The 12,957-nt window shown below is 65.8% G+C and carries 14 protein-coding genes; 1 reads left to right on the plus strand and 13 read right to left on the minus strand.

Annotation, left to right across the window (positions count from 1 at the left end; genetic code table 11):
- Window positions 1-3: 3 nt before the first annotated feature.
- From JVX90_RS16240 to JVX90_RS16255, 4 genes are read right to left on the minus strand one after another with little or no spacing between them, the layout of a single operon-like run.
- Entirely contained in the window at window positions 4-855 is an 852-nt protein-coding gene (locus tag JVX90_RS16240; RefSeq protein WP_205329723.1) for an SDR family oxidoreductase, read from the minus strand.
- Window positions 852-2,327: an FAD-dependent oxidoreductase gene (locus JVX90_RS16245; protein ID WP_205329724.1), complete on the minus strand. Its 1,476-nt coding sequence runs from the start codon at window positions 2,325-2,327 to the stop codon at window positions 852-854. Before JVX90_RS16245 ends, JVX90_RS16240 begins: the two co-directional genes overlap by 4 nt.
- A 13-nt stretch (window positions 2,328-2,340) precedes the next feature.
- A complete protein-coding gene (locus JVX90_RS16250) occupies window positions 2,341-3,108 on the minus strand; it encodes a DUF4873 domain-containing protein (RefSeq protein ID WP_205329725.1) in 768 nt (255 codons plus the stop codon).
- Window positions 3,108-4,070: a diiron oxygenase gene (locus JVX90_RS16255; RefSeq protein ID WP_205329726.1), complete on the minus strand. Its 963-nt coding sequence runs from the start codon at window positions 4,068-4,070 to the stop codon at window positions 3,108-3,110. The genes JVX90_RS16250 and JVX90_RS16255 overlap by 1 nt, the downstream gene beginning before the upstream one ends.
- A 110-nt stretch (window positions 4,071-4,180) precedes the next feature.
- Between JVX90_RS16255 and JVX90_RS16260 the strand changes: the two genes are divergently transcribed.
- On the plus strand, window positions 4,181-4,795 hold the full coding sequence (locus JVX90_RS16260; protein ID WP_205329727.1) for a TetR/AcrR family transcriptional regulator: 615 nt from the start codon (window positions 4,181-4,183) through the stop codon (window positions 4,793-4,795).
- Here JVX90_RS16260 and JVX90_RS16265 read toward each other — a convergent pair.
- The 9 genes from JVX90_RS16265 to JVX90_RS16305 form a co-directional block, all read right to left on the minus strand.
- Window positions 4,792-6,042 carry an acyl-CoA dehydrogenase family protein gene (locus JVX90_RS16265; protein ID WP_205329728.1) on the minus strand — a complete coding sequence of 417 codons (1,251 nt, stop codon included), beginning with the start codon at window positions 6,040-6,042 and terminating at the stop codon, window positions 4,792-4,794. The two genes, JVX90_RS16260 and JVX90_RS16265, sit on opposite strands and share 4 nt — an antisense overlap.
- Window positions 6,039-6,908 (minus strand): SDR family oxidoreductase, encoded by an 870-nt coding sequence (locus tag JVX90_RS16270; RefSeq protein WP_205329729.1) that lies wholly within the window; start codon window positions 6,906-6,908, stop codon window positions 6,039-6,041. Before JVX90_RS16270 ends, JVX90_RS16265 begins: the two co-directional genes overlap by 4 nt.
- A gap of 28 nt (window positions 6,909-6,936) precedes the next feature.
- Complete coding sequence (locus JVX90_RS16275; protein WP_205329730.1) at window positions 6,937-7,800, minus strand: MaoC/PaaZ C-terminal domain-containing protein; 864 nt, start codon at window positions 7,798-7,800, stop codon at window positions 6,937-6,939.
- Window positions 7,797-8,231, minus strand: coding sequence for an SRPBCC family protein (locus tag JVX90_RS16280; protein ID WP_205329731.1), 435 nt, complete (start codon window positions 8,229-8,231; stop codon window positions 7,797-7,799). Before JVX90_RS16280 ends, JVX90_RS16275 begins: the two co-directional genes overlap by 4 nt.
- 69 nt (window positions 8,232-8,300) lie before the next feature.
- Entirely contained in the window at window positions 8,301-9,506 is a 1,206-nt protein-coding gene (locus JVX90_RS16285) for a lipid-transfer protein (protein WP_205329732.1), read from the minus strand.
- A 90-nt stretch (window positions 9,507-9,596) separates the two neighbouring features.
- Window positions 9,597-10,244, minus strand: coding sequence for a TetR/AcrR family transcriptional regulator (locus JVX90_RS16290; RefSeq protein ID WP_205329733.1), 648 nt, complete (start codon window positions 10,242-10,244; stop codon window positions 9,597-9,599).
- Window positions 10,245-10,291: 47 nt separating this feature from the next.
- The gene (locus JVX90_RS16295) at window positions 10,292-11,227 is read right to left on the minus strand and encodes a cation diffusion facilitator family transporter (RefSeq protein ID WP_205329734.1); all 936 of its coding nucleotides are present in this window, start codon (window positions 11,225-11,227) and stop codon (window positions 10,292-10,294) included.
- Between the two features lie 79 nt (window positions 11,228-11,306).
- Window positions 11,307-12,410, minus strand: a complete 1,104-nt coding sequence (locus tag JVX90_RS16300; protein WP_205329735.1) for an FUSC family protein — start codon at window positions 12,408-12,410, stop codon at window positions 11,307-11,309.
- A 75-nt stretch (window positions 12,411-12,485) separates the two neighbouring features.
- Window positions 12,486-12,929 (minus strand): DUF3151 domain-containing protein, encoded by a 444-nt coding sequence (locus JVX90_RS16305; protein WP_205329736.1) that lies wholly within the window; start codon window positions 12,927-12,929, stop codon window positions 12,486-12,488.
- Between the last annotated feature and the right edge of the window lie 28 nt (window positions 12,930-12,957).

Raw genomic sequence — 12,957 nt, forward strand, 5'->3', positions numbered from 1 at the left:
GAGTCAGCATCCCGCTCCCCTGCCCGTGGCACGCTCCTCGTACGCGCGGCGTTCTGAAACGCCCGCCGAGTCGAGAATCTGATGGTCCGCGCCCAACCGTCTGAGCATGCCGTCGCCGACGCGCGTGGGCAGTACCGAGTGCAATGTGTTCATTGACCCCAACCAGTTCGGAACGGTGACGTGCCTGCTCCGGTGCCGCACACCATCGACGATCGCGGTCGCGACCTCGATCGGCTCCAAGGTCCGCAACAGCCGGTGCTGGGGAACGCCGGAGGCGAGGTCGGTGTTGACCAGACTCGGCATGACGCAGGTGAATACGACTCCGGAGTCAGCATATTCGCGCGCGAGCGTGTCGGTGAGCCCCACGACGGCGAATTTGGTGGCGCTGTACGTCGCCACTCCCGGATAGCCGATCCGGCCTGCCGCCGACGCTACGTTCACGACGGCCCCGGTACCGCGGGGTGTCATTCGCCGCAGCGCCGCCTGGCAACCATGGACCACACCTTCGACGTTGATCGCGAGCTGCCTGCGGACCGACGCTGCGGACTCGTCGACGAACGCGGTGATCGGCATGATGCCGGCGTTGTTGACCACCACGTCCACGGGACCGGCATCGTGCTCCGCGCGGTCGAACACGTCATCCACCTCGTCGGGGTCGGTGACGTCCAGACGGTACGAGAACCCGTGGCCGGTCCCGAGTTCCCCTGTCAGTGCCTGCGCCGCCTCGTGGTCGATGTCGGTCGCGACGACACGTGCGCCGTGAGCGGCGAACACACGGGCGGTCGCCGAGCCGATGCCTCCCGCCGCTCCGGTGATCAGTACAGTCCTGCCCGCCAGTTCGAGTGTTCGCTTCACCGTATCGCCGCCTGTCGAGTACGCAGGAGCCGTCGCCTGGGAGGCGTCGCCGCGCCGAGCCTCCCGGTCCGGTGGTCGTCGATGAGCGCGGTGACCGTCTCGGCGGCGCAGGCCCGGTTGGATCCGATGACACCCTGCGCTCCTCGTTTTGTCCACCCGACGCAATACAGACCCAGGACGGTCTCGCCTGCGGCGTCGATCACCCGTCCGCCGCGGTTGCCGACGGTCCGCGTCGCGGAGTCGAGGTCGACACCGTCGACGGGCGTCCCGACGAATCCGATCGCACGGATCACGAGCTCGGCATCGATGGTGCCGCTGTCGGTGCACACTCCCGTGACGGCACGGTCGCCGACGAACCCGGTGACCGAGGTGTGGAAACGCAACGTCACCCGTCGTCCGGATCTCGGCTGTACGCGAGCGGCGTCACCGAGGATTCCGAGAACTCGACGCATCGCCGGGCCGTCGGACTCGTTCGGTGTCAGTTCGGCGGCAGACGCGTTCTCGACGACGAGGCCGACCTCGTCGAGGGCGGCGAGCTCGAGCAGTTCGCCGAGCGTGAACGACGCCTCCCGCGGACCACGACGACCGAGCACCACCACTTCCGAGATCATGCTCGAGGCGAGGGCCTGCTCGACGCGAGCGGTGAGGAGCCCGCGCGCAGTCCGTCGGCCGGCGACGAGCATACGCGCCGAGTCGAGCGCCACGTTCCCGTTGCCTATCACGACTGCTCGCGCGGACCCCATGGGCGGGCCGTCGTGGTTCTCGTCAGGGTGCCCGTTGTACCAGTTGGCGAAGCTCATCGCGCCGATCACACCTACGAGATCCTCGCCGTCGACGTTCAGGGATCGCTCTCCGTGAGCCCCATGGGCGAGGACCACCGCCTGATGGCGTCGGCGCAGTTCGGCGAGGCTTAGGTCGACTCCCACCTCGACTCCGCTGTGCAGAGCGAATCGTGCGGCCTTTGACGGAGGGAACACGAACTGCTCGGTCACCCGTTTGGTCTCCGGATGATCCGGAGCCACCCCGAAGCGCACCAGTCCGTACGGTTCATCGAGCCGCTCGTACATGTCGACCACAACGCCGGGGTGGTGCAACAGTTCCTTAGCGGTGTAGAAGCCTGCGGCACCTGCTCCGACTACCGCCACCCGCAGCGGGTCACGTGAGGTGACTGTCGGCTCTGGAGCCGTGCTGACGGAGAACACCGGCGACAGTGTGTCGTCGGCCCCGTAGTGGTCGGCGTTGATCGCGACATATGGTTCGGAGGCGGGGCCGAGTGCTCGATCGGACACGATCGCGTTGACGGGACACGCGTCCGCGCACGCTCCGCAGTCGATGCAGACTCGAGGATCGATGTACAGCATGTCGCTGGTGGCGAAACCCGGTTCGCCGGGTGCCGGGTGGATGCAGCCGACCGGACAGGCGGCGACACACGCCGCGTCCGCACAGCAGTTCTGGGTGATCAGATACGGCATCGAGCAATCCTGTTCAGTAGGGCATCGGATAGGGACTGGCACCGTCGCCCGCAACGTGGACACCGCCCCACGGGTCGCCGTCGACGAGCAGAGCAGGCACGGGCTCACTGCCCGGAGTGCTCAAGAGCACCGACTGCCGCAGACGTGTGTGAAGTGACGAGATCGCGGCGGACGGTTCGAGGCGGCCGGTCCAGACGACGGTATTCGCGACGGGTTGGTACTGCGCTAGGAGATGAGCGGTCACCGGATGGGCAACGCCGTTGTCGTCGATGACCGATGCCGGGCCGTGATACTCGTCGTCGTCCTCGCGATCTCTGGCCGTCGTGAACTCGAAATCGGCGAGGCGTGGGCGTGGTGAACGGAGAGCTGCAAGCAATGAACTCGGCGACGCCGCCCTCGCGTACTGGCCTTGAACATGACGTTTGACCTCGACGCGGGAGAATCGCGCATCGCGCATCGCCTCGATCGCGTCACCGACGAACGCCACTTGACTGCCGAGCCTCATCGGGCCGATTTCGTCGACGATCCATCGGTTCGGTGCGCCGTTCTCGGCGATCCCCAGATACGCGGCCGGCCCATCGGCGACAGCACGCTTCGAGGCGACGACGATTCGCGCGCGAAAAGTCCGTCCGTCTGCGCTCGTCACGATCCAGCGGTCGGCGTCGGGATGGAACACCTCGTCGACGACGTCGTCCACCACCACCGATCCGGCGACTCCTCGCTCACGCAGGCGTCGACCGGTGTCGGCTCCGACGGCCAGCACCTCACAGTCGACGCTCATCAGAGGAATCCGTGGCTGCGCCACAAGAGCCGGGAGATCGGATTGAGCAGACCGTTCTCGGTGAGGAACTCGTAGAGCCCTTCGAACGACTCCCGACGCCTGGCTCGGACCTGTTCGTTGTTCCGCGCCTGCCGCATGGCCTCCCGAACCGGCAGCCCGCAGCGTCGGTAGACCTCTTTGTCGTAGTAGAGCCGCCGCAGGATGAAGGCGGCTCCTCCGTTCGCCGTCGCCACGAACTGCCGCTCCCACCAGGGGGCCCGCGCGATTCGCCTGCGCACGCCCTCTCTCGCATATCGAATGTGGCGGGCTTCTTCCGTCACGTGGATGCGGAACACCTGCAGCATGATCGGTTGGACGTCAGGATGCCGGGCGTTCTGCTTCTGGCTCTCGTCGATCACCTCTTCGCCGCACAGTGCGGCGACCCACAGCATGAGGCCGCGGTACGCGAGTGGCATCGCCTGGACGGCGAGGGCTTCGCGGCGGGACAGGCGGTACGGCAGCGCACCGATGGCGGACACCGCTCGCCCGAACATCACCATGTGACGCGTCTCGTCGCCGATCTCGGTGAGGGCGTAGTGCACGTTTCGCGATGTCGGGTCCTGGTGGAGCATCGCGCGCAGCAGTCCCTGGTTGAGGGTGTTCTCGAACCACACCGCGCGGGTCAGGGTGTTCGCCGCCTCCTGTCGAGACAACTCCACTCGCTGGCGATGTGTCATCGACTCCCAGAGCGGGGTGCCGTACAGCGACATCATCTCCGGCGGCAGATAGAACAGATCCGGATCCTGGGGCGCATCCCAATCGACGTCGATGTTCGAGTTGAAGGACCGACGCATCGACCCCTGGATGAGCCGATCTCCCAAGGCGTCGCGCCCCGCTGCGTTCGCTGCCGCAGAGGTCGCCCCTTCTGGGTCGAGCGCTTCAGGATTCAGCGATTCCGGCGCCGACGTTCTGGACGAGACCATGGCGAACACTCCTTCGTCTCCCTCGGGTGATCACCCGAGGATTGATGTATGACTACCCTCACACAAGAGTAGACAATTACTGTCTTTTTGTCTCCACCTAAACTCGAGGCATGGTCCGACTCGCTTCAACGACGCCGAGCACCGAGGCAGGTGGCGCGAAGGCGCGCATCCTCGACGCCGTCGTCGCCATCGCGCATGCCACCGGCCTGCGGAAACTCGCGATGGACGAGATCGCGCGCGAAGCCGACGTCGGCCGCGCCACCCTCTACAAACACTTCTCCGGGCGGGATGCGCTCGTGAAGGCCGCCGTTCGAGCGGAACTCGACAAGTTCTTCCGAGAACTCGAAGAGACCGTGCGCCGATACGACGATCAGGACGAGCGGATCGTATGCAGCTTCGCGCACGCGTATCGGCTGTTAGACGACCACCCGGCGCTGGCCCCGATCCTCCGCCTGAACCCCGATCTACTGCTTCCATATGTGGTCACGTCGTCGAGTTCGGCACTGAATCGCGGCACGGAGTTCATCACGTCGTTCCTCGACGACGGGTACCTCTCGCCTCGGCAGGCGACCCGGTTCGCCGAACACACGGCCCGGCAGTTCCACACCCTCACGCTCATTTCGGACACCGACCTCGGCCTCCGCGAGCCCGGCGGTGCGGAGCAGTACGCGCGCGATTTCCTGCTGCCCGTACTGCACCGCCTCCACCTGGAAGACGCGACCTAACCGAGCAGGCCTCTGGCGATGTGTGTCACCTGGACTTCATTGGTACCCGCGTAGATCATCAACGACTTCGCGTCTCGCGCGAGTTGCTCCACCCGGTACTCCGACATGTAGCCGTTGCCGCCGAACAGTTGCACAGCGTCCATCGCCACTTCTGTCGCGATCTCCGACGAGTAGAGTTTCGCGGCCGACGCCTCGGCGAGTGACGGGAGTCGGCCCGAACTCAAACCCTCGATGGCGGCGAAGACCATGTTCTGCACATTGATGCGCGCCACCTCCATCTTCGCCAGCTTCAGTTGGATGAGCTGGAACGATCCGATGTTCTGACCCCACAGCGTCCGCGTCTTCGCATAGTCGATCGACAGCCGGTGGCACTCGTTGATGATGCCGAGCGCCAGCACGGCGACTCCGATGCGCTCGACGGTGAAGCTCTGCCGCGCGCTCTCCCGGCCGTCGCCGCCGCCGTGGTCCTCGGTCTCTCCCAGGAGCCGATCGGGTGTGAGTCGGACGTCGTCGAAGAACAGCTCACCCGTCGGCGACGAGTGCATGCCCATCTTGCGAAACGGTTTGCCCTGCGTGAGTCCCGGCATTCCGGAGTCGAGCACAAAGGCCAGGACCTTGCGATCCCGCGGAGCCACCGACTCGTCGCCCTCGTCCAGCTTGGCGTAGACGATGAGAGTGTCGGCGTACGGGCCGTTCGTGATGAACGTCTTCTGCCCGTTCAGGATGTAGTCGGTACCATCCCGCCGCACGTAGGTCTTCATCCCACCGAACGCGTCCGAGCCCGAGTCGGGCTCGGTGATCGCCCACGACGCGATCTTGTCCAGGGTGACCAGATCGGGCAGCCATCGTTCCTGTTGCGCGAGGGTGCCTCGCGACATGATCGTCGCCGCTCCGAGCCCCAACGACACACCGACAGCGGCGACGGACCCGAGGCTCACACCTGCGAGTTCGGCGAGGATCGCGGCACCCATCGACACCTGCGCGCCGACATCGCCGAGGCCGCCACCCCTCCCCTTCGTCACGCTGTCGCTCGGAGCCTCGGCCTTCTTGCGCTGTGTCGCGAGGTGTCCGGACAGCGCTTCGGTGGCCATCACATCGAGGCCAAACTCGCTCCACAGCTTCCGCATCATCGGATAGGGCGGGAGATCACCGTGCTCGAGGTCGTCGAGCTGGGGACGGACATGCGCTTTGACGAAGTCGCGCATCGCGTCCCGCATGATGACGTCGGTGTCGGACCACTCGATCATGGGAGCCTCGCCGCGATGTCGTCGACGGTCCACGGACCGTCGGTCTCGATCGTCTTCACGTCGTGCCAGCCCGCCAGCTCCGATATCGCCCCACCCTGCACGGCGAACACCTTGCCGGTGATGGCGCACAGATCGGACGCCAGATAAGCGACGACCGGTGAGATGTTGGCTGGACTGAACGCGTCGAACCCCTCATCTTCCATCGCGGCCTCCATGATCGCTCCCATCCCCGGCGTCGCGAGGGTGAGCCGGGTGCGTGCGATCGGCGCGATCGCATTCACGCGCACTCCGTACCTGTCGAGTTCCTCCGCGGCCACCTGCGTCAACGCTGCGATCGCCGCCTTCGCCGCCCCGTAGTTGGACTGCCCTGCGTTCGGGAGCGTGACACCGGAGGCGGACGCCGTGTTGACCACTGCCGCTCGCGGCTGCCTGCCCGCCTTCGACTCGGCCTTCCAATGAGCCGCCGCGTGGCGCATCACATTGAAGTGCCCCTTCAGGTGGACGCCGATCACGGCGTCCCACTGTGATTCCTCGAGCGACGGGATGAATCCGTCCCGCAGGATGCCGGCATTGTTGACGACGATGTCGAGGCGGCCGAACTCCTCGAGGGCCTGATCGACCAGCGCCTTCGCGCCGTCCCATTCGGCGACGTTCGCCCCGTTGGCCACCGCACGTCCGCCTCCGGCCTTGATCTCGGCGGCGACATCCGCCGCCGGGCCTGCATCCACGCCTTCACCGGCGTTGCTCGAACCGAGATCGTTCACGACGACGCTCGCACCGAGCGAGGCGAACAGGAGCGAGTGCTCCCGCCCGATCCCCCGGCCGGCGCCCGTGACGACCGCGACCTTTCCATCCAATGCGCCCATGGCGTCTCCTTAGTGAGAGTTGTGCTGGTCAGTCCGCGACGACCGCGAGACCGTCGGTGATCACGACGTCGCCTTCGCGAGTCGTCTGAAATCCGTACTCGGTGGCGTCGCCTGCCGATCCGCTGTGCCAGATCCGAGTGGTGAGGTCGTCACCGGGAAGGACCATCGTCGAGAAGCGGACGGCGAAACGCCGGAGTCGATGAACGTCGGACGCGGCGACCTCGGTGAGCACTGCCCACGAGGTGAACGCCATCGTGCACAGCCCGTGCGCGATGATTCCCGGCAAGCCCGCGTCCTTCGCGACCTCGTCGTCGAGGTGGATCGGCATCGGGTCCCCCGATGCCGGCGCATAGCGGAACGTCTGGTCGTCGTCCACGTGCGCATCGACGACGGCAATGGGTTCCCGACTGGTCGTCGTGGTGTCGAGACGGTGACCTGGGACCCTCTCTCCGACGTTCCGGCCCGCATCGACGCCGCGGAAGAACCCGATCAGGTACTGCTCGTTGACCAGCTCGTCCTGTGCGTCTCGCGTCTCGATCTGGATCGACAGACGGGTGCCGGAGTCGACGGTGTCGTATCCGATCACACGTGCCCGGGTCGTGAGCACGTCGCCGGGCACGATCGGTCGGTGGAAGTGGAAGTCCTGCTCCCCGTGGACGATCCGCCCGAAGATCTCGATCGGCACCACGTCGACTGCGGGCGACATCATGGCGTCGAACGCCGGAACGATCCCGAACACGGGCGGCGCGACATCGCCCCGCAGGTGTGCCTCGATGGGATCGTTGGTCGCTGCGGCGTATGCGGCGATCGCCTCCCTCGTGACCGTGACGACCTCGGGCTCAGCCCAGACTCCGATCGCGGCGTCGTCGAAGCCGTTGTCGACGACAGTCATGCCGAAGCCAGTGCGTCGAGCTTCTCGAATGTCTTCGCGATCTGGCTCCGCGCGTCCTTCTCAACCGCCTTCGACAGCGCGCCCTTGAGCAGCGCTCCTTCGAAGTCGCCGGTCACCGTGAGGGCGCTGCCGCCCTCGGCTGGGGCGAGTGTGAACACGAACTCGGTCTTGACCCCTGCCATGCCGGTCCCCCGAAGCACCATCTTGGTCGGGCCGACCAGTTCGCCGACCGTCCACTCGATCTTGTTGGCCATGCCGAGCATGACGATCTTCGCTGTGAGGTGTGCGCCCTCGGTGAGCTCGGCGGGGGGCTCTTCCATCCACCGCTCGTGGATCGTGAACCAGGAGTCCCACGTGGACGGGTCGGAGATGACCCGCCAGACCGCGTCCGGAGCGGACGAGAGGGTGGTGGTGGTTTCGATGTGTCCCATGATCGTTCCCTGTCTTGTTGTTGGTCGGGGTATTGCCGGTGGTCGTGCGGTCGATCGTCGGGGTCTCGGTCAGCGGTTCGCGCGCTGATAGGCGGACACGACGGCGGCGCCTCCGAGGCCGATGTTGTGCTGGAGTGCCGCGGTCACGCCGTCGACTTGACGACCATCTGCGTCGCCGCGGAGTTGCCACGTCAGTTCTGCGCACTGAGCGAGCCCGGTCGCGCCGAGCGGATGCCCCTTTGAGATGAGGCCGCCGGACGGGTTCACCACCCACTGTCCGCCGTACGTGGTCGCGCCGTCGTCGATGAGCGTGTGCCCCTCACCTTCGCCGCACAGGCCGAGCGCTTCGTACAGGAGCAGTTCGTTGGCCGAGAAGCAGTCGTGGAGTTCGATCACCTGGAAGTCGGCAGGCCCGAGGCCCGCCTGCTCGTAGACCGACCGTGCGACCTGGACATTCATGTCGTGGCCGATGAGGTTCTTGCAGGTGCCGTTGAACGACGATCGATAGTCGGTGGTCATCGCCTGCCCGACGATCTCGACCGCGCGGTCGGCGAGTCCGTGCTGGTCCACGAATCGCTCCGAAGCGAGCACGGCCGCACCGGACCCGTCCGACGTCGGTGAGCACTGCAGTTTGGTGAGCGGATCGTAGATCGTCCGCGAGTCGAGGATCTCGTCGAGCGTGTACTCGTCCTGGAACTGGGCGTATGGATTGTTCGTCGAGTGTCGGTGATTCTTCTCGCCGATCTTTGCGAAGTGCTCGGCGGTCGAGCCGTGTTCTCGCATGTGTTCTCGTCCGGCGGCGCCGAACATCCACGGCGCGGGAGGGAACAGGACTTCGCTGATCTCGGCCATCGCGAGAATGTGCTTCTCCATCGGTTGCGCACGATCGTCGTACGTCGATCCGAGCGAGCCCGGCTGCATCTTCTCAAAACCGAGCGCCAGCGTGCAGTCCGCGAGACCGCCGCGGATGGCGCGCGCTGCGAGGTACAGCGCGGTGGAGCCCGTGGAACAGTTGTTGTTCACGTTCACCACCGGGACACCGGTCATGCCGAGTTCGTACACGGCTCGCTGACCCGATGTGGACTCTCCGTAGACGTAGCCGACGTAGGCCTCTTGAATCTGGTCATACGTCACTCCGGCATCGGCGAGCGCCATCGTTCCAGATTCCCTGGCCATGTCCGGGTAGTCCCAGTCCGACCCGTCGTCGTTCTTCCGACGGCCCGGCTTCTCGAATTTCGTCATGCCTACGCCGATGACGAACACTCTCTGTGTCATGTGCATCACACCTCCTCCCACATACAAACATTCCTGAATGTATGTAAGCAACAGGGATGTGACTGCTATCACTTCACGCGGAGCGTGGGGTCAGGCGCGCGCCGAGGCCGCCCAGTCGAGAAGTCGTGGATCAGCGGCGGCTCGGAGGACTTCTTTTGCACGCTGCCACCTGCGCAGCGGACGATCCGAGCCCGGCGTGAGGAATCCCGACACGAGCAGCCCCCGCAGAGCATCCATCGCCGTGTACGCGAAGTCGAGCATCGGTCGCGCCAGTTCGGACGGCACATGCGCGGCCACCGCCTCACCGATCGTCTTGTCCACGAGCGCCTCGAACTCGACAACGTCCACTCGCAGGTCGGCATCGGTCCGCGCCGCCACCCACAGCTCCACGCTTGCCACGAACAGCGGCCCGTCGTGAAGGTCCCACAGCAGATCGAACAGCGAGTCGAGCGGGTCGAGCGACTCGGCGATCCGACCGACCCGCTCGACGGCCTCGGCCGATCGACGCTCAGCCAGGTGCCGGATCGCATGACTCACCAGCTCGTTGCGCGACCCGAAGTGATGCATCTGGGCACCGCGGGTCACTCCGGCCCGTTCGGCGACGCGAGTTGTGGTGATTCCGCTGTAGCCGAACTCCACAAGGCAGTCGATGGTCGCTTCCATCAGAGCAGCACGCGTCTGAGCGCTCCGCTCCTCCTGTGTCCGCCGAACCGGTACAGACATTCCGCCGTCACCCATTCACAGGAGGCTACACAGAGTCGCCGCGCAGACAATGCCACATGCGTTCACCAGGTCAGCTGGCCGGTGCACGCACCGCTGCCGCCACTCGACTCGACCTGGACCGTCGCGTGCTCGAGGCCGTGCCCGTCGAGCACGCGGCGAGCATCTGCCAGCACCCGCTCATGATCGCCCGAGCTGGTCAGATGCACAGTCGCGACGTCCATTCCCGTGGTGACCGACCAGACGTGCAGATCGTGAACGTCGTCCACAGCCGGCAGATCGGCCAACTCAGCCCTCAACGCCGCTAGATCCAGATGAGCGGGCGCCTGCTGGTTGAGGATCTTGAGCGCGTCCCGCGCGAGCTTGACCGCACGCGGCACCACCCACAGCGCGATGAGGACTGCGACGAGCAGATCGGCGTATCCCCAACCGGTCGTCATCGCGATGACACCTGCGACGAGGACACCGACACTGCCGACGGCGTCGGCGAGCACTTCGAGGTATGCGCCGCGCACTGCGATGGATCCCTCCGCATCGCTGCGCAGCAGGAACATCACGACGACGTTGGCGAGCAGCCCGAGGCTCGCGACGATGATCATCGCGCCGCCGGGAACTTCGGGGTCGGTGCCGATCCGGCGGATCGCCTCGATGAGGACGAACACACCCACTCCGATCAGGAGCACCGCATTCACGACGGCGGTGAACACCTCCGCCCGATACCACCCGAAGCTCCGACCGTCGGTGACCCGACCGTGCCGGGCCAACAACAACGCGGACAGGCCCATGCAGAGCGCAACAACGTCGGTGAGCATGTGTCCTGCGTCGGCCACCAGCGCCAACGAATTGAACACGAATCCCGCCACCAGTTCGACGACGAAGAATCCGCCGATGATGACCACGGAGACGACCATCGGCCACAGCCTGCGGTTCACCGCCCCAGAGGCGAGGTCGGCGGCCGTCGGTCCGTGCGAATGCCCCTCATGCCCATGTTCACTACCCATGACCTGAATATATGCGCAATCTTGAATATGTCAACCGTCTTGGGCACTCACGTCGTCGACAATCAGCCTGGCATGCGGGTCACCGGTTGAGATGGAGTTGGGCGATGGCCGACGACCGCTTCAATCCTGCGACCATCAGCATGTCGACGAGCAGCGATCGCAGTTCCACGAGCACGGCCGTCTCGGAGATGTCCTCGACGTTGTCGGCGATCGAGGTTCGCGCCTTCCGCACAATCGATCTGATCTCTCTAGCCGCGTCGGCCTGGTCGGGCGACTCACCGGGTTCCGCCATCATCATGGCTCGCAGCATCTCGAAACCCGACGACATCGAGTCGATGATCTCGACGATCGCGGGCTCGATCGTCACGCCCCGTTGAGTGACACCGAGGCAACGTCTGGTGATCACCCTGAAGTTTCGAACGGCGTTGTCGATCGGATCCGCCGTGGCGGCGATCCGTTTGAGGCGGTCTCGCGACGACCAGTAGAGAGGAGACAGCCGCCCTACCTCACGTCCCGCGGCAACGTCGTTCCGCAGCGCCTCGATCGACGACTGCGTGCCGCGGGCGGACGCGAGAACGCGGTAGATGGCGTCTTCGTCGTTGGTACGCAGCCCCACGGCGAGGTCGGCCGACAGATTCTTCAGGGTGTGAAGGATCGCCGCAGCGTCGCGGCGTGCTCGTCGCGCTGGATTCACCGGCGCCACGGCGACCACCAGAATGCCGAGGCCGCCGCCGATCAACGCATCCACCGCACGGTCGAGACTGCCCGGCCCCGGTGGGATCAGTGTCGCGATGAGCACTGCGGACGAGGCCGCCTGGATCGGAATCATCAGGCCGCCGTCCAGGAACACCGCGATCGACATCGCGACGGCTACCACTACACAGATCTGCCAGGCGCCGGAGCCGATCGCGGAGATCAAGAGGTCTCCGACGAAGATGCCGATCAGCACTCCGCCGATCAGCTCAACGGAGCGACGCCATCGTTTCGCGAGGGAGAGACCCAGCGAGACCACCGCGGCGATCGGTGCGAAGAACGGCCTAGAGTGCTGGAGCAGGTCCGCGGCCACCCACCACGCAAGCCCCGCCGCAACCGCGCACTGCGCGATGGGGACCAGCGACAGCCACAGTCGGCGAAGGCGGATGAACAGCCATCGCGGGGTGCGCCTCGCGATCCGGGCACGCATCGTCCGCAACGCCTCGTCACCGGCGTGATGAGCGTCGCGGAGCGAACGCGGGGTGCTGCTCAGCGGGACCTCCGGTCAGTTGAGGCCGAGTTCGGAGATCGCCCGGGGATCACTGTCGTTGAGGAGATCGAGGCACCGGAGATGCTCGTCCTCTTCGCCGATCGCTCCTGCGGCGCGAGCGAGGGCGCCGACGCAGCGAAGGAAGCCCTGGTTCTGCTCGTGGCTCCACGGCACCGGACCGAAACCTTTCCAGCCGTGTCGACGCAGCTGGTCGAGTCCGCGGTGATAGCCGGTGCGCGCATAGGCGTACGCGGCGACGATTCGTGCCGTGTCCGGCTCGGCGCCGTCAGTCGCACCGTCCAGTGCAGCTTCAGCCAGGTACGCCCAGGCGATGGACGCGGTCGGGTGCTCAGCCGCGACCGCAGCCGGGTCGGCCCCGTTGAGCAGGTCCGATTCAGCCTCATCGTCTCCCGTGAGGAGCGTGGGCTGGGGTCCGAGGAGGTCTCCGAATGAGGTCACACCACCATTGAATCATTCAGCCGGACTC

Origin of the sequence: Gordonia sp. PDNC005 (assembly GCF_016919385.1) — a bacterium.
Classification (GTDB): Bacteria; Actinomycetota; Actinomycetes; order Mycobacteriales; family Mycobacteriaceae; genus Gordonia.

Bases quoted from the DNA above. Each gene is read 5' to 3' on its own strand.
- JVX90_RS16245 (WP_205329724.1), bottom strand. From the start codon at position 2,327: ATGCCGTATCTGATCACCCAGAACTGCTGTGCGGACGCGGCGTGTGTC.
- JVX90_RS16250 (WP_205329725.1), bottom strand. From the start codon at position 3,108: ATGAGCGTCGACTGTGAGGTGCTGGCCGTCGGAGCCGACACCGGTCGA.
- JVX90_RS16255 (WP_205329726.1), bottom strand. From the start codon at position 4,070: ATGGTCTCGTCCAGAACGTCGGCGCCGGAATCGCTGAATCCTGAAGCG.
- JVX90_RS16260 (WP_205329727.1), top strand. From the start codon at position 4,181: ATGGTCCGACTCGCTTCAACGACGCCGAGCACCGAGGCAGGTGGCGCG.
- JVX90_RS16265 (WP_205329728.1), bottom strand. From the start codon at position 6,042: ATGATCGAGTGGTCCGACACCGACGTCATCATGCGGGACGCGATGCGC.
- JVX90_RS16270 (WP_205329729.1), bottom strand. From the start codon at position 6,908: ATGGGCGCATTGGATGGAAAGGTCGCGGTCGTCACGGGCGCCGGCCGG.
- JVX90_RS16275 (WP_205329730.1), bottom strand. From the start codon at position 7,800: ATGACTGTCGTCGACAACGGCTTCGACGACGCCGCGATCGGAGTCTGG.
- JVX90_RS16280 (WP_205329731.1), bottom strand. From the start codon at position 8,231: ATGGGACACATCGAAACCACCACCACCCTCTCGTCCGCTCCGGACGCG.
- JVX90_RS16285 (WP_205329732.1), bottom strand. From the start codon at position 9,506: ATGACACAGAGAGTGTTCGTCATCGGCGTAGGCATGACGAAATTCGAG.
- JVX90_RS16290 (WP_205329733.1), bottom strand. From the start codon at position 10,244: ATGGGTGACGGCGGAATGTCTGTACCGGTTCGGCGGACACAGGAGGAG.
- JVX90_RS16295 (WP_205329734.1), bottom strand. From the start codon at position 11,227: ATGGGTAGTGAACATGGGCATGAGGGGCATTCGCACGGACCGACGGCC.
- JVX90_RS16300 (WP_205329735.1), bottom strand. From the start codon at position 12,410: ATGCGTGCCCGGATCGCGAGGCGCACCCCGCGATGGCTGTTCATCCGC.